The sequence below is a fragment of the Vibrio zhugei genome, assembly GCF_003716875.1.
In the GTDB taxonomy this organism is placed as follows: Bacteria; Pseudomonadota; Gammaproteobacteria; order Enterobacterales; family Vibrionaceae; genus Vibrio; species Vibrio zhugei.
On the sequence record NZ_CP033077.1, the window covers coordinates 248,432 to 267,469 of the forward strand.

Annotated in this window: 19 protein-coding genes; 4 read left to right on the top strand and 15 right to left on the bottom strand. The window is 47.3% G+C overall.

Annotated features, from left to right (window positions below):
- Window positions 1-277: 277 nt before the first annotated feature.
- Window positions 278-1,996: a bifunctional metallophosphatase/5'-nucleotidase gene (locus tag EAE30_RS01240; protein ID WP_123014300.1), complete on the bottom strand. Its 1,719-nt coding sequence runs from the start codon at window positions 1,994-1,996 to the stop codon at window positions 278-280.
- A gap of 252 nt (window positions 1,997-2,248) precedes the next feature.
- On the opposite strand from EAE30_RS01240, the gene EAE30_RS01245 reads away from it, so the two are divergent.
- The 3 genes from EAE30_RS01245 to EAE30_RS01255 all read left to right on the top strand — a co-directional run bounded on the left by EAE30_RS01245 (window position 2,249) and on the right by EAE30_RS01255 (window position 5,667).
- Window positions 2,249-3,892, top strand: coding sequence for a DUF2813 domain-containing protein (locus EAE30_RS01245; RefSeq protein WP_123014301.1), 1,644 nt, complete (start codon window positions 2,249-2,251; stop codon window positions 3,890-3,892).
- A gap of 177 nt (window positions 3,893-4,069) precedes the next feature.
- Complete coding sequence (locus EAE30_RS01250) at window positions 4,070-4,705, top strand: hypothetical protein (protein ID WP_123014302.1); 636 nt, start codon at window positions 4,070-4,072, stop codon at window positions 4,703-4,705.
- Between the two features lie 173 nt (window positions 4,706-4,878).
- Complete coding sequence (locus tag EAE30_RS01255) at window positions 4,879-5,667, top strand: lipase family protein (protein WP_123014969.1); 789 nt, start codon at window positions 4,879-4,881, stop codon at window positions 5,665-5,667.
- 40 nt (window positions 5,668-5,707) lie between these two features.
- Here EAE30_RS01255 and EAE30_RS01260 read toward each other — a convergent pair whose 3' ends face one another.
- The 3 genes from EAE30_RS01260 to EAE30_RS01270 all read right to left on the bottom strand — a co-directional run bounded on the left by EAE30_RS01260 (window position 5,708) and on the right by EAE30_RS01270 (window position 9,130).
- On the bottom strand, window positions 5,708-6,298 hold the full coding sequence (locus EAE30_RS01260) for a hypothetical protein (RefSeq protein ID WP_123014303.1): 591 nt from the start codon (window positions 6,296-6,298) through the stop codon (window positions 5,708-5,710).
- A 166-nt stretch (window positions 6,299-6,464) separates the two neighbouring features.
- Window positions 6,465-8,129: an alpha,alpha-trehalase TreA gene (treA, locus tag EAE30_RS01265; protein WP_123014304.1), complete on the bottom strand. Its 1,665-nt coding sequence runs from the start codon at window positions 8,127-8,129 to the stop codon at window positions 6,465-6,467.
- A 248-nt stretch (window positions 8,130-8,377) separates the two neighbouring features.
- The gene (locus tag EAE30_RS01270; RefSeq protein WP_123014305.1) at window positions 8,378-9,130 is read right to left on the bottom strand and encodes an SDR family oxidoreductase; all 753 of its coding nucleotides are present in this window, start codon (window positions 9,128-9,130) and stop codon (window positions 8,378-8,380) included.
- A 344-nt stretch (window positions 9,131-9,474) separates the two neighbouring features.
- Between EAE30_RS01270 and EAE30_RS01275 the strand changes: the two genes are divergently transcribed.
- The gene (locus EAE30_RS01275) at window positions 9,475-11,574 is read left to right on the top strand and encodes a TonB-dependent receptor (protein ID WP_123014306.1); all 2,100 of its coding nucleotides are present in this window, start codon (window positions 9,475-9,477) and stop codon (window positions 11,572-11,574) included.
- A gap of 75 nt (window positions 11,575-11,649) precedes the next feature.
- On the opposite strand, the gene EAE30_RS01280 is transcribed toward EAE30_RS01275, so the two are convergent.
- The 11 genes from EAE30_RS01280 to EAE30_RS01320 form a co-directional block, all read right to left on the bottom strand.
- Window positions 11,650-12,369 carry an IucA/IucC family C-terminal-domain containing protein gene (locus EAE30_RS01280; protein ID WP_123014307.1) on the bottom strand — a complete coding sequence of 240 codons (720 nt, stop codon included), beginning with the start codon at window positions 12,367-12,369 and terminating at the stop codon, window positions 11,650-11,652.
- On the bottom strand, window positions 12,370-12,519 hold the full coding sequence (locus tag EAE30_RS18710) for a hypothetical protein (protein ID WP_164711762.1): 150 nt from the start codon (window positions 12,517-12,519) through the stop codon (window positions 12,370-12,372).
- Entirely contained in the window at window positions 12,509-13,282 is a 774-nt protein-coding gene (locus EAE30_RS01285; protein ID WP_390258959.1) for an ABC transporter ATP-binding protein, read from the bottom strand. Before EAE30_RS01285 ends, EAE30_RS18710 begins: the two co-directional genes overlap by 11 nt.
- A 168-nt stretch (window positions 13,283-13,450) precedes the next feature.
- A complete protein-coding gene (locus tag EAE30_RS18800; RefSeq protein ID WP_199287029.1) occupies window positions 13,451-14,098 on the bottom strand; it encodes a FecCD family ABC transporter permease in 648 nt (215 codons plus the stop codon).
- Window positions 14,044-14,478 carry an iron chelate uptake ABC transporter family permease subunit gene (locus EAE30_RS18805; protein WP_199287030.1) on the bottom strand — a complete coding sequence of 145 codons (435 nt, stop codon included), beginning with the start codon at window positions 14,476-14,478 and terminating at the stop codon, window positions 14,044-14,046. The genes EAE30_RS18800 and EAE30_RS18805 overlap by 55 nt, the downstream gene beginning before the upstream one ends.
- Window positions 14,471-15,427, bottom strand: coding sequence for a FecCD family ABC transporter permease (locus EAE30_RS01295; protein WP_199287031.1), 957 nt, complete (start codon window positions 15,425-15,427; stop codon window positions 14,471-14,473). The genes EAE30_RS18805 and EAE30_RS01295 overlap by 8 nt, the downstream gene beginning before the upstream one ends.
- 59 nt (window positions 15,428-15,486) lie before the next feature.
- Window positions 15,487-16,488, bottom strand: coding sequence for an ABC transporter substrate-binding protein (locus EAE30_RS01300; RefSeq protein ID WP_199287032.1), 1,002 nt, complete (start codon window positions 16,486-16,488; stop codon window positions 15,487-15,489).
- 166 nt (window positions 16,489-16,654) lie between these two features.
- On the bottom strand, window positions 16,655-17,212 hold the full coding sequence (locus EAE30_RS01305) for a GNAT family N-acetyltransferase (protein WP_123014309.1): 558 nt from the start codon (window positions 17,210-17,212) through the stop codon (window positions 16,655-16,657).
- Between the two features lie 30 nt (window positions 17,213-17,242).
- Complete coding sequence (locus tag EAE30_RS01310) at window positions 17,243-17,842, bottom strand: pentapeptide repeat-containing protein (RefSeq protein ID WP_123014310.1); 600 nt, start codon at window positions 17,840-17,842, stop codon at window positions 17,243-17,245.
- Between the two features lie 63 nt (window positions 17,843-17,905).
- Complete coding sequence (gene gloA2 / locus EAE30_RS01315) at window positions 17,906-18,289, bottom strand: SMU1112c/YaeR family gloxylase I-like metalloprotein (RefSeq protein ID WP_123014972.1); 384 nt, start codon at window positions 18,287-18,289, stop codon at window positions 17,906-17,908.
- 87 nt (window positions 18,290-18,376) lie between these two features.
- The gene (locus EAE30_RS01320; protein ID WP_123014311.1) at window positions 18,377-18,847 is read right to left on the bottom strand and encodes a GNAT family N-acetyltransferase; all 471 of its coding nucleotides are present in this window, start codon (window positions 18,845-18,847) and stop codon (window positions 18,377-18,379) included.
- Window positions 18,848-19,038 lie beyond the last annotated feature (191 nt).

Genomic DNA, 19,038 nt, shown 5'->3' on the forward strand with positions numbered 1-19,038 from the left:
ATGTATTGGTGGCTCATTTCTACCTACGCAGTGAGTCAGTGTTCATTTCTTCACAATGAAAAAGGAACACTATACGCAATCACACCCCAGACACTCACCCAAATCACAATCACTAATGTATCAAACCAGTCTTTTGTCCACATATTGCCTTCCCCCAAACGAGACGTATCGCATAGCATTCTTTGGCCTAACGATCGAGTGTCTAGAGAAATAGCAAAAACTACGCCACAATGAATAAAATTAAGGTAACCATTTGATATTTAATATCTAATTAAGATTAAGCTCGAGTTTTTCTGTTGCCTAAGGTGGTGTCGGCCCGACTCATGAACTTTAAAAATGCGTCTGACATCGATTGTGGGCTGTACACCACTGGCTGAGTCATGCGTAAAAAGGCATCGTAGCCCTCTTTCCCTTTCACTGTATAACTGGAAGAAACGCCACAGTACACCTGCTCGGGATGCACGCATTGCCATGCAACATCTCGATAAATTTCAAGGCCTTGAATGCGCTGACCCAATGGTGCATCACCATGATATTCAAATCGACAACGATGCAAATACGGGTAGCTACCCGTACCAGTCCCAACAACGCCATTGCTCAGAGCATTATTCATCGCCCCTTCCAACACCTCCGCCAATATTTGACCGGTTACTTTATAAATGGCAAGAGGAATCACAAAAGGCAATATGTTGCCTACGATATCGGCAACGGTTAACGGTCCTGCCGAGGCCGATGCGCGAATTCCTCCCGCATTATGGAGAGCAAACTCTACCGGATGTCCCTCTTCACGCATACTTTCATAAAACCCTTGAACCACTAGCGGAGCTAGCTCACTGGCACCTTGCTCATCAGGGATACGAATATGACGCAGTGGCCGTTCCAGTTGGGTCACGATTTGCTTTTGACGTTGACGGACTTCGGGTAAATAATGTTCATATAAAATGGATTGAATCGTAGGATGCTTGGCACACGTCACCACATACGGATGCTCATCGACCCGCTGACGCGAAATAGCATACTGCTGACCATCAAATTCCGTGTCTAAACTTGCGTCCATAAACAGACGACGTCCGATCAAAAGCTCGTTTTTCCCATTGAAGCCAACCACGTGCCCGTGCTCATCAAAATCGATGTGGCAATGCCCCAACGCCAAGGCATGACAGCCGGATTGGACGACATAGGTATCACCAACGCGCCGACCATACTCATCCATTTTCTCAAAGCCCAACTCACTAAAGTCACCTTGTAAGGTATGGCTATGTCCCCCCACAATGACACCGATCCCTTCAACGGCTTCGGCGAGTTGCAGATCCTGATGATAGCCCAAATGACTCAGCACGATAATTGACCGCACGCCACTGGCATGGATGGCTGCGATGGTATTGCGTACCACCTCAATGGCGTTCACAAATGGCGTATCTTGGTCTGGGTTGGCAATGTCCGTCATTTTGTCCAGCGACACCCCAAAAATTGCGACTGGGTTAGCAGCATCGCCTTTTAAAATCCAACGCGCACACTGTGTATGCGGATCGTAACTGTAAACGTTGTCATTAGACCCTAAACGTACGGGTTTCGACCGGTTTTCTCTCGATAAATCCCAGTTACCCGCCAATAATGGAAAATCAATCGCCTGAGCAAACTCCGCTACTGGCTCATTGCCCATATCGAGCTCATGATTGCCTAACGTCATGGCGTCTATCTGTAAGGCGTTTAAAAGCTCCGCATTGGCTTTACCTTTAAATAGAGAAAAATATAACGTGCCTTGAAAGCTATCTCCGGCGTGGAGAAAAATGAAATCGCGATGCTGTTGACTCGCCTGCTCACGTAATTGTGCGATGCGTGTGGCGATGCGTGCAAAGCCACCAGCACTCACGTATGGCTGTAACCGACCTTGAGGGGTAGGCAACGTAAACTGTAAAGGAGTCGGTTCAAAGTACGAGTGTGTGTCATTAATGTGGGCCAATGTGATAGAAGTAACGTGACGTTGTTTGCTCATAGATGAAGAAGACTCCTTTTTCTGAACGGCGTGATGTGTCAATACTCAGTAAGCCACCGTATTAGAGAGTCATAGGATAACCAAAATTACCGCGACTTTATAGCGTTGCGAATACACCACCATGCCCCTTAGGAATAAGAAACTGGGGTTTGTGATGTGCTCAGTGTCAGAAATGACGGTTTTTTCCTACACTTAGCCTGACAACATACAGCAAACTTGTGCTCGTATTCCTATCAATAGAGAGTAGCGCTTATGCATTTAGAACGTATTGAAGTCTCCAATTTCCGCGGTATTCGACGTTTGTCCTTAACCTTTGATGAACTGACCACTCTGATTGGGGAAAATACCTGGGGGAAATCTTCCCTGCTTGATGCGCTCACCATCATGCTACCGCCCAGCCGCGAATTATATCAACTCACTCGCAAAGACTTTCATGTTGATGTTGCTGAATCGCAACCTCTTGCGCGCCACTGCCAGATCGTTTTATGTTTTGCCTCCATCGATGAAAAAGAACGACAAGCAGGACGCTATCGACGGATCAAACCTTTATGGTGTCGTGGTCCAGATGATCAACATCGAATTTACTATCGTTTGTCAGCCACCCAACAACCCAATGGCTCGATTACCACTCGCTACGACTTTCTTGATAACCAAGGACGAATCAAGGTTCTAACCAAAAGTGAGGTATTTGCTCAAGAACTGATGGGGTTACATCCGGTACTGCGCTTGACTGATGCCCGCCGTCTCCCAAAAGAGATAAAACAGCAACAAGCCGAACTCTCTGGAAACACACGATTTGAAAAACGCTTGGAAAATACCTGTCGGCGGCTAATGGCCACACCGGGTCATGTCAATAAAGGGGAAATCCGCGCCAGTATGCAAGCGATGAGTGCCTTAGTTGAACATTACTTCTCTTTTAAGTCATCGAGCTCATTTCGTTCCGCTTCGGCAAGAGGTGCCGTTTTCCGCTTACCAGAAGCGCAAGGACAATCGCTTAGCGAGATCGTCAAAGAGACCAAAAATCCCCACACCCATTTATTATTTTTACGATTAATGAATACCTACCTGCAAGCCAAGGGGCCTCATCCATTGCGGCGCTGCGCCCGACCAATTGTGATCATTGATGATCCGGAAGGCAGATTACACCCAACGCACCTCGCTCGTGCTTGGAGCCTGCTGAACCGTCTGCCGATGCAAAAAATTCTTACCACAAACAGTTCCGATTTAATCTCTGCCGTGCCATTGGCGTCGATTCGCCGGTTGGTACGCCAGCAAGAACGTACTGTCGCTCGCACCATGCCAACCAAAGGGCTCTCGTCCGACGAACTGCGTCGTATCGGCTTTCATTTACGCTTCCACCGGCCTGGTGCATTGTTTGCTCGCTGCTGGTTATTAGTCGAAGGAGAAACGGAAGTATGGCTGTTTAGCGAGTTTGCAAGACAACTGCAATACAATTTGCCAGCAGAAGGCATTCAAATCGTAGAGTTTGCTCAATCAGGCTTACGCTCAATGATAAACGTCGCACAGGCATTTGGCATTGAATGGCATGTGATTACCGATGGCGACGGAGCTGGAAAAAAATACGCGCACTCGGTACGGTCAATGCTCCATCATGAAACCCCAGCTCATCGTTTAACCGAACTGTCCGAACGTGACATTGAACACTTCCTCTATATGAATGGCTTCGAGTCATTTTTTCGCGATCTCGTTAGAATCCCAACAAACCATACGATTTCACCGCCTAAAGTTGTGACTAAGGTACTGAAAAAATTTGCAAAACCTGATTTAGCACTGGCGATTGTCAGTCATACTCATCAGCAGGGAGAGCATTTTATTCCGACCTTGATAAAGGTGACGCTGTCACGAGTTGTGTTAATGGCACGCGCCCATTTATGAGTAAGGAGTGAGAGCTAAGTGAATGATATCCGTGATAACCTCCACTTATTTCTACTTTAGAATTGCACCGATGACCAGCTATGCTTATAGTCTTTACATCATCTCGTAGCGGGTTCGCCACGCCCCATTGTCTCTAAAGCTTATCGTCGCTAACGGGTTTACAAGGAGTAATCTGCGTTGTTGTTGGATATCGTTACGCAAAGTATCAATGAATTTCAGGTTGATTGTCTAAAGCTCTGTGAAAAGCATTACCCCTCGATACACAATCAAGGCATGAGTAATCATCATTTAGGAATGGCCTATGCGCGCCGTCTAGCACGCACGCTTGTCGAGTTTGGACACAGCTGTCATTTCGATGCTATAGAATCGGCAAATCGCCACGATCATCCTCACCATTATCGTGTCAGTAGCGATATTGGGACCGTTTGGCTCATCACCCATCATATGGCAAGCGCCAGTTCAGCGTGCCGTAATAAGCTCATGCGTGAAATCGCAGTATGGAAAGAAGAATACGGGTACGGCTTACAACCGAATGACTTGCTACTCGTTTTAACCGATCATTGGATCAGTCGCAGCCACAATAGCCGTGAGCTGTTACATTGGTGGACTGGGCAATTACCGGACGAACTCGACGACTATAAAACGCAAGGCATTACCTTATACGAAAGCCAGTCGCAAATGACTCAAACCTTGGATAGCATGTTTGATATTCGGCCCTGCTATGTAAAATATGGTCACCCACTCAAGCGCTCGCGAAATCAACAGTTGGTGCGTAAATACGTTCAACTTTATGCGGTACTGCAATGGGATTAGACGATGGTGATGCCCTTGTAATCCAACAAGCGGCTCTTATCTGATCCCACTTATCCCCTAGTCGTTCAAGGACCTCGCGCTGGCTACCATGCGGGGTACGCCCGGCCGATGTCATCGCAACGTCATACAAATTTGCCACACTGCTGATGGTATTTATCTCATCGGTGGTCGCTTTGAAACGCCTAAAACGCTATCAATATGAACGCTATGCAGTGCTATGCCAACTCGCTTATCCACGCATATTTAGGCATACCCAGTATGGTTTTGATCCTAAAGGTCAACAAATTGTCTACAATCAGCATGGCAAAATCATGGTGCGCATATTGTGGAGCAAACGAGACGAAGAAGTGATCGTGATTTTTAAAGGTTCTCACTCAATCACAGACTGGCTATGGAGCTTAGCAATGCATAAGATTCGTCGCCCTTCGTTACCCCTTCCTTATCCAATTCATGCGGGGTTTCACCACTTAATGACTCAGCCCAGCCGTCCTAATGGTCGGTCTTATCCGGAAGAAATGTCCGTCTACCAACAAGTGATGCACTACCTACTCCCACGGATTCAAGAAGGAAAACGCATTACGGTCACCGGACATTCGTCAGGCGGAGCCATGGGGTGTGTCTTGGCGGATATGATAGAAACCCGTTACCCAAAAACCATTAAACGCGTCGTTACTTTTGGTCAGCCGGCCATTGGTGGCTGGCGCCTACACCGATTATATCGCTTACATCATAAAACATACCGGATATGCTGCGATCTCGACATTGTCACCTTTCTGCCGCCAATCCCTGTGTATTATTGGCATGTAGGCCGCTTACTCTGGCTCCATAATGGCAAGATTTACCACAATACACCGCCAGTTTTTCGCTTAGGGCGGACATTGTTGTCTTGGCTATTACGCCCTTTCTCTTATCATTTGATGAGCCGCTATATTCGAAATAAAGATTTCTTCGATAAACGTTAGACAATCTATCGCCCACCGACGATGGTACTTCGAGCCGCTGTTACGCTACAGCCTGCACTTTTTGGTTTCGGTACATACTGACAAGCCCAAACAAAACAAAACATAAAGACGCGGTTTGTTGAATGGCGAGAATGGGTTTTCCTTGGATCAACATTAACGTGCCCATTGAGAGATTCATGACAGCAAAACACAGCCAGCCGCCAATCCGAGCTTTAGCTAATAGATAACCACCTAATAAAAATCCAACCATGACCCCCAGCTCTAACCACTGGTTAATTGACGTAATGCCGCCATATTCATAAAAACTGTACCCGACCCCCAAAATGATAAAGCAATAGGTTATCAGCGAAGTCAGCCTATCGTAGAAAGAGTGAACGACATCTTGCTTGATCAACACATACAGCCCAAATGCCATCGCCGGAATACCACCTGTCTCAATGGAAGCGGCGATCCAATTATCATGTCCGACCAAGATCATCACCCATGGCGGTACACCCAAAATATAAATACTCCAGCCGACGATTTTTAAACGGCGTTGGCGTTGAGACGAGCGCTGTACTTCAGCAATAGCAAAGAGAATTTTATTGACGAGGTAAAACAGACCTCCCCACAGTTGAAGGAACACATCCATGTATTCACCTATTCATAGAATTTAAAAAACATTCAATACGATTCATTCTAAAATGACAATCCACTGCCGCGATCAATGAGATTCAGCGTTTCACCGCAACACCAGCTTTTCGGCTAGTGTCGCGGTGATAACTATGTCTCTTTCTGAGAACACGCGATGCCCATACTCATTCTACCGCTTGCGGCACATCATGGACACTGTCACAGGTTTGTTTTGCTGGACAATATTTGTCAAGTAACATCAGCGTGACGCCATTGGTCCAACCAAAGCCATCTTGCAGTGGGTATTCGCCACCGCCGCCGCCGCCAAGTTTTCGGCCCTCAACAACGTATTTTTCCACCAGCTTATGTTCACTGTCATAGGTCGCTTGCACGTTTTTCAAAAATCCCATGGCGATGCGTTTTGCCAATTCGGGATGATCGTAGTTGGTTAACCCCACCACGGCAATCCATTGCAGTGGCGCCCAACCATTCGGTGCATCCCACTGCTGACCTGTTTCCACTGTTGTCGTGGCTAACCCGCCAGGATGCACCAACTGTGATGACACCGCTTTCGCGGTTGCATTCGCATGATTATTGGTTGCAAGATTAAAAAATAACGGGAACAAAGTGGCTGCGGTCAGTTGCTGGCGCACCTGACCTGTCGTCCAATCATAATCGCTATACCAACCTTGTTTGCGATTATACAAGTACGTATTGATCGCTTTCGCTCGCGTCTTCGCAAGCTGGCGATAATGCACAGCTAATTGCTTATCGCCTTTTAACTGATACCCTTTGGCCAATACTTGCTCCAAGTGATATAGCAAGCTATTGAGATCGACCGGGATAATATGAGTCACCTCGATCGTACTCAGATCCTGAGGATCGCGAAACCATCGAGAACTATAATCCCAGCCCGATGCAGCGCCTGACCGCAGCTCTCGATACAGTGCTGGCTTATCTTTAGCTGGCACTTGCGAGGCTGTTTTAATATCAGCTAACCACGATTCCGGCCGCGGAACATCACGCGCATCCCAATATCGGTTGAGTAACGTACCATCAGCAAGTTTCACTACGCGCTTGTTCGCTTGGCCTTTTGCTAATTGCTGAGCGCCCGCCATCCAATAATCGTACTCTGTTTGCAATTGTCCCAAATAGTCCACATACACTTGATCGCCTTGATGCTTTGCATACAAAGAGACCATTAAACTGAAAAAAGGAGGTTGCGAACGGCTTAAGTAATAACTGCGATTGCCATTTGGGATGAGCCCATATTGATCCAACTCCCAAGCAAAGTTATCCAGCATATTTTTAATCAACGACCAGTGGCCACTTTCAGCCAATCCGAGCATAGTAAAATAGCTGTCCCAATAATACACTTCGCAAAAACGCCCGCCGGGAACAACATAAGGTTTGGGAATCGGTAACAATGAGTCATATTGCCCCGCTTTTTGCGCACTGCGCGTCAACTCACTCCATAAGCCATCGATATGTTCACGTAAGTTCTGATCCTTGGGCGGAACATAGGCAGAATGAGTTTCGGGTAAAGTGAAATTCGCTAACACGAAGGTTTTTAAATCAAACCCTTGCTTGGTTTTTTGCTTTTTCCAATCGCGAATAATCAATTGTGGGGAACGTTTGGCCACCGCATCGGCAAACGTTTTTTGATCGCTAAACAGTTGGGCGCGTTGCACCGCGTCGAATAAAGGACCAAACAGGATATCCGGAGATTGAGGCATCTGTTGTCGAGCCATGGCGCTTTGGCAAACCAGCAGTAAAGCCAATGTCGCAACACTGGCGACTTGGCGCCAACCGTGCCAAATTACGTTAGAAGAATCATTCAATGTCACCATCCGCACACTCCTTGACCATCATCAATAATAAACCTATTGAATAACCCTAAAGTGCTAGATGACTTTTTTATATGACAAGTCGCACAGAAATGACATTCTGTTCACTCCACGTCGTTCAGCGAACCGCTAAACGACGTTTTTTATCAATAAGATGATGATCACGCTCACTCATCATCAACGCAGACATCAACGACAACGCTGCCCCTCGATAGGTATGGCATTGAGGGGAAGACTATGCTCGCTTAACACTATAGACCACCAGAGAGATCCAAATAATTACCGGTAGAAAAAGACGATTTTTCGCTGGCGAGCCAATAGATCGCTTCTGCAACCTCTTCAGGCGTCCCCCCGCGTTGCAAGGGGATCTTAGTTTGCAGCCGAGCAATTCGATCAGGCTCTCCACCATCAGCATGCATCTCGGTATGAATTAATCCAGGACGAACACAATTGACACGAATCCCCTCGGCCGCCACTTCAAGCGATAAGCCTTTGGTTAACGTATCAATCGCGCCTTTGGTTGCCGCATAATCAATGTATTCGTGAGGCGAACCGGTACGCGCGGCCCCAGAAGAGACATTGACAATCGTGCCGCCGAGTCCACCATAACGTTGAGACATCCGCTTAATCGCTTCTTTGCAACATAAAAAATAGCTGGTGACATTGGTCGTCAATAAGGTATTGATCCGCTCGGCGGTCATATCTTCTAACCGCGATTGTGGGAGAAGAATTCCCGCATTATTCACCAATACGGTAATATTACCAAGCTCGTTATCCACGGCCGAAAATAAACGTGATACCTCTTTTTCTTGAGAAACATCTGCTTGAACTGTAATACAATGGCCGCCTTGCGAACGAATATCGTCAGCCACTTGAGTCGCCGCCACTTCGTTTGATTTGTAATTAATGCACACGGAATATCCGTGTAAGGCAAACAGTCTCGCGGCAGCCACGCCAATACCACGTCCCCCGCCCGTTACCAGCACAATCTGATTATGAGTCATTGTCATCCTTTACACCTATGTGAAACTGCATCACGGCTGTCCCACTCACCATCATGGTGAGAGAGCATCCCTATATGGACTTTATTTGCTGAAAGTACCTTATTGTTATTCTTAATTAGACAATCATGTCAGTGGTGAAATAGCAAGCGTTGCTGTGATTCGCACGTTCAAGATGTGAATGTACCCCGTTCATTTTGTGGAAAAATGTCTCCATGTGTCACCGGTGAGCGTATCAACATTTAACTCCGTCATCATAATAGGCTTTTCTTATAAAATAGTAATGAAAATGATAACTATTTTCATTACTATAGAGACCTTATTAATGACAGACCAAGGTTATCACTATGCAACAACCCAAATGTAAACTGATTATCCCACTCACCATCCTGACTCTATCCCCTGTCTATGCATTCGCAGAGGATGACGCGGTAGACACCTATGTGGTCGAATCCAGTCGTATGAACACGACTCGGCAAGATTCCTCACAAGTCATCAGCGTTATCACTCAAAAACAAATTCAACAACAACTCGCGATCAGTGCGGATAGTTCACAAGTGTTATCCAATCTCCTCCCCGCCTACTCACCCAATACCCAAAAATTAAACAACAGCAGTCAAACATTTCGTGGGCGGGCCGTTCTTTATATGATTGATGGTGTGCCACAGTCCAATCCTCTGCGTGAAGGAAGCCGATCAGCGCATACCATTGACCTGTCTATGGTGGAACGAATTGAAGTACTCCATGGGGCCAGTGCCATTCATGGAATGGGCGCAACGGGAGCCATCATTAACTTCATTACTAAAACCAACGACACGAGTGAACCGTTAAAACAGCATGTGAATCTGCAACTGACCACACCAACCACTGATGCGACGAGCGACACACTGACATACCGAGCCAGTTATAATGCCAAAGGGTCCAAGGATAACTGGGACTATTTATTCGGTTTAACCGACGATGTTCAAGGTCTGTATAAAGACAGTGAGGGCGACAATGTCGGCGCCGCTACGGTGCGCGGTGATCTCATGGACTCCAAAAGCTATGACGCTTTCTTAAAATTAGGCTATTGGCTGAGTGCCAGTCAAAACTTACAGTTTGAAGTTAACCGTTACCAAATTAAAGGTGACATGAATTATATGGGCGTCGCTGGTGACCGTCGTAATGGGATCGCCACCTCAGCCATCAAACAGCGTCCACCGGGCCGCGCCCCCTTTAATAAAGTAGACACGTATAATCTGCTGTATACCGACACCGACTTAGCCGGTATGGACTTAAAAGCTCAAACATTTTATCAACGTTTTCGTGGTCGCTACGGCGCCACCACCTCATCAAGCTTCCAAGATACCAACACGTCGCAAACCATCTATGATCAATCACAAAATGAATCCGATAAAATCGGCGCAAAATTGACTCTGTCAAAATCCGAGGTATTTGCACAGCCATTAAAAGTCACCGGAGGACTCGATCTTCTCAAAGATACCACCAGTCAAACGCTGACCTTGACAGGCCGTACTTATGTCCCGGAAACCACCTATTACAATTACGCCCCTTTTGTACAACTGGAATACAAACCGTTTGAGCGCCTCACTTTACAGTCTGGTGCACGCTATGAACACGCAAAATTAGACATTCCGGATTACCGAACCGTTGCAGCGCGCAATCACACGGCGGTTGAAGGAGGCTCACCAACATTTCATGAAACCGTCTTCAATGCAGGAGCCGTATTTAAGCTAACGCCAAGCGTGAATGTTTTCGGGAACTATTCACAAGGGTTTGGTATGCCCGACGTCGGTCGAGTGCTGCGCGGTGTTAGCCAAAGCGGACAAACTGTCAACGACTTGATTGACCTCTCTCCCATTATTACTGATAACTATGAGGGGGGTGTGCGCTTTCATTACGATCAGGTGCATTTTGAAATCAGCTACTACGAATCCAAATCCAAGTTAGGCAGTCGGATAGTCGAAAATAATGGGCTGTATACGGTTAAACGAGAGCGGAAAGAAATCAAAGGCGTAGAAACCTCCCTCACCTATCAATTGAATGCTGAGCATCAGTTAGAGACCAGCTATTCATACATAGAAGGGCAATCGGATACGGATGGCGATGGTAAAGTAGATACCAAACTGACTGGGGCGGATATTCCACCCAACCGCCTACGTATCGCATGGACAGCGCAATGGAGCGATACCTTCTCGACCTTGCTGCAAGCAAACCATAATTTTGATCGCTCATTTGATGATAAGGAACTCGATTTTGATGGCTATACGCTCGTGGATGCCTCCATGCAGTATCAACTGCCAGTGGGACAACTGAAGCTTTCCATCGCTAACCTATTGAACGAAGACTACTTTACCTACTATTCGCAAAGCGCGTATAAAAATGATGACTTTTATTTCAAAGGTCGAGGCCGGACGATCACTTTGGGGTATGGACTGACCTTCTAACTGACTTCCTTTAGACCTAAAAAAGCCATTTGAATACCGATTCAGATGGCTTTTTCGTACATCAGTCCGAGGTTATTATCTCCCTTTATTTCCGGAGCCACATCCACCTCGAGCACTGGGCTTTTTACCCACTAGCGGACACGTACTGCAATATTTCGCTGGGTCTGTCACCTTATAATAGTAGCAACAGGTGCGCCGAACCCTCACTGGCACGGTGTGCTCATTGTGCTGAGATAATTCATAGAAATAGCGCGTCAACGGGTTTTTATCCAGACCAAACACCCGCGTGGTATCCGCCTGTAATAAGTAGGCAAAATCGGCTTCGGCGACCGCTCGTTGAGTGGGCTCGGTGAGCGCAGGTAAAATGCGCCGCTCGTAAATACTAAACACCCGAATGGCGATATTTTCCCAGAGCACCGCTTGAGGTACACGCGTTAAGCGATGAAACTGTTTCACCAGCAAAGATAAATTCTGGTCAAATGCAGCGGTCAAAAGCGCTTCACGCCATGTCGTACGCTGGCAACCGGGGGAGTTCACCCGACAATTTTTAAGCGGCATCCGCGATTGCCATTGCTGCTGCTCAAGTGGGTATTCGAAGATGCAATTGTTTATTGTCATATCCAAGCCTTTATCATACCAAGACATGGCACTCAGCATGGGAGCGAGGGTAAGAAATCCTATCCGCTTAATGACTAAAGACGCCGTCACCTTTAAATCTGGCGCGCCAAGCTCGGCCTGAATGGTGGCTAACACCTCTAAGCACCGCGTATCATCGAGCAGTTGCTCGGTGGCCATTCAGAAAGGTGAGAGCCCATGGCAGTCCGCTAAACCAAACTCACTAAGGCGCTGCCATTCTCGCTTACCTAAGGCATGTGTGCCTTGGTCGACATCCCTATGCAAGCGGGAGTATTCATCGCTCACAGTGATCCGGTTATCAAAGGTCATGGCGCCAATCCTCCGTTTCACGACGAATGTGACGTCCTTTGCCATAAGGAATGCACATGGGCGTTCCAAAGAGTGGATCTTCACCAATGTGACATTGCATGCCAAACACCGTTTCCACCATCTCGAAATTAAGAATGTCTTCTGGCTTACCTTGGCAAAATACCTTGCCCTCTTTGATAGCGATCATCTGCTGCGCATAGCGACACGCCAAATTGAGGTCATGAAGTACCATCACAATGGTGGTGTGCTGCGTTTGATTCAATTCAAAAAGCAGGTCTAAAATTTCAATCTGATGAGTCAGATCCAGATATGTGGTCGGTTCATCGAGTAATAAAATATCGGTATCTTGAGCAAGCGCCATCGCAATCCAAGCACGCTGCCGTTGCCCACCTGACAACGATTCCACAGGCCGGTCAGCCAACGCTAACAGGTTGGTATCTCGCAACGCTTTTTCCACCAAACGTTCATCTTCAGGACGCCAATTCTGTAGCCAATGTTGATGAGGATAACGCCCTTGCTTGACTAACTGCTCAACCGATAATCCTTCTGGTGCGACTGGGCCTTGCGGTAAAATAGCCATACGCCGTGCAACGTCTTTACTTGACTGTCGATTAAGATCGTCATTATAAAGTAGGATACGTCCTGCCTGAGGGGCTAATAAACGCGCCAACGATTTCAATAATGTGGATTTGCCACAGCCATTCCCTCCCACTAACACGGTGATATGATTGGCCAAAATAGACAGATCTAACTCATCAATAATGGTCGTTTTTCCATAGCCGAGAGACACTTTTTCTGTCACTAGTGGCGCATCCGATGTCCTTTCCGGCTCAGAGCGACGCTCTGGATTGCTCTGCGAAGGAGACCCACCCATTGTCCGCTGACACGTTGTCTGAAAGCTCATGCTATTTGCTCCATTGTGTCACTCCTATCAAAACCGCTGTCGATAGAGTAAGAAAATAAAAAAAGGGGCGCCGATTGCTGAGACAAATACCCCGGCTGGGATATCCAATGGTTGAAATAGTGTTCGCCCACATACATCCGCCAACATCACCAAACACGCACCAATCAATGCCGTTGTCGGTAGTAATACTGCAAAGTGCCTATCAACCAAGCGCCGAGCAATATGGGGGGCAATCAACCCCACAAAACTGATCGCGCCCGCATAAGCTATCGCTGGCGCAGCCATTAAGACACTCAAGAACAGCAGGCTCATGCGGGTGAACTGAAGCGACACGCCTAACCCTACCGCGGTGTGATCGCCTAATTCCAATGCGTTCATTCGCCGAGAGAAATACAGAGAGACACCTAAACTGCCCGCCACCCATGGGAAAAGCTGAGTGACATCATGCCAATCGGCTCCGTACACGCTTCCGGTTAACCAAATATAGGCCGTCATACTCGTGGATTCTGAACTCAAGGCGATGAGCAGGGTTACCACCGCTCCCATTGCAGCCGAGACGCCAATCCCCACCAACACTAAACGCATTGGTGTCACACCGTTTTTCCAAGCAAGAAGAGAGATCACAAGGCTTGTAACAAATGCGCCGATAATGGCGAAGACGGGCAACCAAACCACACTGAGTAGCGACTGAAAAAAGCAAGAAATCCAACCGCAGCAGCGGACGCCCCGCTGGTAATACCGATAATATCGGGTGAAGCCAATGGGTTACGGATCATCGACTGCAACACTAAACCTGAGCCCCCTAATGCCGCTCCGACTAAAGCCGCAAGCAACATGCGAGGTAAGCGCAGCGTGTTAAGGGTAAAAGAATCGCTCGATTGCTCGTTCAATAACGATGAGACAATGCGATGTAACCCCAGATGTTGCGAGCCGAGCGACAAACTGAGCGCCATAACGATCAAGGTTAGCGAAACGATCATCGTCATCCTAACAACAAGACTGGGTGTGACTGAAAACGAGCAGCCCGGTAAGCGTACGTACCATCGTTTAGTCATGAGCGTTACCTTTGCGCGCGAGATAGACAAACAACGGCGCCCCGAATATCGCCGTCATGGCACCAATCGGAATTTCTTGTGGAGCCAACAGCAAACGACTCGCAATATCCGCAACCAACAATAAACTTGCCCCCCATAACGCGCTAAACGCTAATAACCATTGATGCCGATGACCAACCACCTGTCTGACCATATGCGGAACAATCAACCCTATAAAGCCGATACTTCCTGCGATGGCCACACTCGCCCCAGCTAATAGAATCACCAAAAGACTGACGGCGACCTTGAGTAAGGCGGTGTTTTGTCCTAATCCTGTTGCGATAGCATCGCCGGATAGCAAAATATTGAGGTGAGGTGATAGTAATAATGCCACGCCTATCGACACACCAATATAGGGCAACACTGGCAATACCACGCTTAACTCGCGCCCAGAAACCGAGCCCGCGACCCAGAACAAAACACTATCGATGCCCTCTTGCCCAAGGACCAGCATGCCTTGGGTAAACGACATGAATAGCGCAGAGATAGCGGCCCCCGCTAATACTACTCGCACCGGTGAGAGTCCATCCTGTCCCAACATTCCGATGCCATACACCAATGCCCCGGCGAATGCCGCCCCTGCAAATGCAATCCAGATAGCGTCATTAAGATTTCCCAAGCCAAAAAATTGCGTGACCAATACAATGAAAAAGACGGCGCCACCATTCACGCCAAATATCGCTGGTGATGCCAGCGGGTTTCTCGTCAACGACTGCATAAGAACGCCAGCCACCGCTAATCCTGCCCCAACCGCGCATGCAACCACCGTGCGTGATAATCGCGTGGTGGTCACGATCACATGTTCGATCGAGTGAGAATCATTAGACCACAGCGCTCCCCATACATGGCTGATAGGAATCGAATACTGACCGGCGGCCAAGCTTGCAAAACACGTGATGGATAGGAACACACAGGAGATGACACCTAGCAGCAGCAAGCGAGAACGGCGCGAATTGAGGGCTTGCATCATCACCTCTGTGTGGTGGTAGGGGGCAAATGGTAAAAGCGACTGAGTTCATCTAACAGACGATTCGCCCCTAAAATCCCCCCGGAAAATAACCAATCGATGCGATTGACACGAGAGACTTGCCCATGCTTCGGAGCCGAAAGCATTTTCCATAGCGGATGATGACGCCATTGCTGGTAGTTTTGCTGAACGGCTGGCGTGTCAGCATGTAAGATGACAAAGAAGACATCCGCGTTGACGGCGGGTAAGGATTCTTTTGATTTTAATTTCACTCCCCACCCAGCGGCATTTGAGATTGTCGGAAAAGTAAAACCAATGGCACTTAGTATCGAGCCAGGAAAGCTTTTATCAAGATACAAACGTAAATGGTCAGGTCGCACATCAATGATAGAAGCGCGGATAGGCCAATGCGGTTGGCGACGTTGTAAAGCGTGACGAACGTTAGCCACACGTGCTCGCCAATGTCGCAACAGTTGCTGAGCTTTCCCCTCTCGCCCCGTCGCGTGTGCAATACGTGTTAAGGTTTGCTGAAAGTCGTACACGTTATCGGTATAGACTGTCTTAGCAATGTGAGATAACTGAGAGTGAATTTTTTCATGACGCACTGTTGTGCCAATGATGAGGTCAGGATGTAACGCCGCAATCGCTTCGAGGTTCGGTTGGGTTTCCAGTCCCACGTGCTCCACTCCTTTGAGTGCAGAACGTAGATAAGGATAAGTCTTCGCATCACTCCACGAATCGACCACGCCAACAGGTTGAATCCCCAGAGCAACCGCCGAATCGGTCGCGCCTTGGAATAACGTAACCACCCGCATGGGTTGATGATGGGCAACACGGTCAGAGTCGTGCTCTGGTGCTATCGGCGCCGTATCGGCAAACGCCGAAAAACTCATCAGGCCACTGCACAGTGCCATGACCATACAACTGCGTGTCTTTGTCAGCGATACGGCGCGAGCCGAGATAACTAACTGTAAACAAGACCAAAAACCATAACCGACGCGCATGGGTAAACCTTACCACTGAGTAATGAAGATTTACTTATGATATTGAGAATCACTCTCATACGCAATTGTTTTTAAGCGCACGGCTTAATAATCCCCCAACGATGCAGGCCGCTAATCTTTTATAAGGCCAAACATGGCCAATAAAGCATGTCCAAAAATACTTCCATCATCCTCTCTTGTTGATAGCTTGCCAACGCTCACGAGAAAGATGGTATAAGCAATGACGCGCCAGAGTATGATCTTGCGCGAGCTTAGGATGATCAAAGTCGTGATGAGTATTGATCATTCCAAGTTTCTTCATCACAGCTTGAGAGGGTACATTTTGTATAGCGGTGAACGCATAGACCTTATCAGCTTTTAATTCTTCGAACGCGAACCATAAAGCGCGTTGCGCCGCTTCCGTGGCGTAGCCCTGTCTCCAATGTCGTGCGTCCAGCCGCCATCCAATTTCAAACATGGGCGCATGAGGCAAGCCACTGTCTTGATCTTGATAATGCAGTCCGACAAAACCAATAAATTCTCCGGTAGACTTCAGTTCCACCGCCCAGAAACCCCAGCCATTTTTAGCGATCAGTGTTTGTATATGCTCAGCTTGTTCATCGCTTTGCGCGCGACTCAGTGGCGCTGGAAAATAGCGCATCACTTGCAAATCCGAGGTCAAGCGAACATAAGGTCGCTTATCGTGATCGGTCCACTGACGTAATAGTAAACGTTCGGTTTCCATGATTACCTCTTATCTCGTTGTAGTGACGTATTAATCCACTAAAACAATCCCTAACCCCTCAAGCAAGCTCATAGCTTCGAGCCGCGAAAATGTCGCTTTTTTTACATTGTTCTCTAACACATCAATGACATAGTTGAATGAATCAGTAAAATCCACACTTTGCAGGTTCGTATGCATGAATAAACTATGGCGAAAATCGCAGTCGGTCATCGCTGAGTCCGTATAGTCGCCTTCACGAAAATCGACGTTGTGAACGGTACACGCATCCAATACCAACTCATGTAGAGTAAGGCCAAAAAAAGAGGAGTCGTTAAGTACGCAACGCACGAAACTGAGATTAAAATCGCGATGGTAAAATGCCCATATGGCTTTAACCCAGTCAATTCCAAGCAATTTACAGTCGATAAAATCCAATTCAAACAGTTTGGTCGCTGAGACATCAAGCAAGCTCAAATTACATCGCTCAAAGGTACAATGAGTGAATTTGCAATGGGTAAACGCGGCCTGCGAAAAATCGCACTCTATGAATGCGCAATCTTCGAACATAACGTCATTGAATGCACTCTCAGTCAAATTCAGCTTTTCAAACTGTGAGTCATAGTATTCTGCGTGATTATTTATCTGTGGCATACTTGCCCTCCGAATCAATGAGCCATTCAGACTTGCCTGGTCGCCTTCATGCCATCATAGCGATTACTTTTCATATAACTCTAACGGTAACCCGTCGGGATCATTGAAAAAAGTAAACGTTTTCCCCGTCAGTTCATCCACCCTAATAGGCTCTACATTGATCCCCTGGGCTTGCAATTGCTCCGCCATCGTCTGGACAGAATCGACACGAAAAGCCAAATGACGTAAGCCTTGTGCCTCTGGATTATTTACGCGCTTAGGAGGATTTGGAAAAGAAAATAATTCAATTTGACTGCCATCGGGTAAGGCTAAATCTAATTTATACGAGTCACGATGCTCACGATAGGTTTCCGCAATAATCGTCAGTCCAAGCACTTGTGTGTAAAACGCTTTCGAGCGCGCATAGTTAGAACAAATAATAGCCACATGATGAATACTGTCGAGAATCACAACGTTTCCTCAGATACGAATAAAAAGATGAATAAAAAAGCACCACTGAAAAGAGGAGCAACACGAGCCATAATAACGGCCTGCTCAACCAATCCGGCCACGCATAATGAACTGAGGTCCAGCAGATCCACCGAGATATTGCTTACCCGTCTCTGCAAATCCGCCCTTTTCATAGCACGCCTTCGCCCCTAGATTACGAGCATTTACCGTCAGATAAATCCAATTAAACCGTACATAGTGGTGAGGTAAATAAGCAAATAATGCGCGAACAGCCTGCTTTCCAATGCCTTTGCCTTGTTGCGATCTATCTATGACAAAAGAGCGTAATCCAATGGCATCGGCAGGACAAAACTCATATTGGTGTGAGTAGGCCGTGTCTATTTTAAAGAACCCCACGACCCTCTCGTCATATTTGATCAGATGTAGGTGGGAGGAGTCACTGGTATCTGAGAGAAACGCGTCTGCCGTCGAAGCAAATGCTACCTGCTCATCCGTTACGCAAACTTGCTTGACCGCATCAATTGTAGCGGGCGTTATTTTTTCTATGACGATCATCTTACTTCCTTATGCGCCGTTGCGACATGATTGTGCCACCTAAAAGACCGGATTTTTACTATGCTCTTCTCACCAATCCACAAGGATAATCATTGACTCATCACACCGAGGTGAGCACGATTGAGTTCCGTGTGTATTAAGGAGAAAGACCGTATTCGCAGATCAACATACACACGCGTTAACCGGATTAA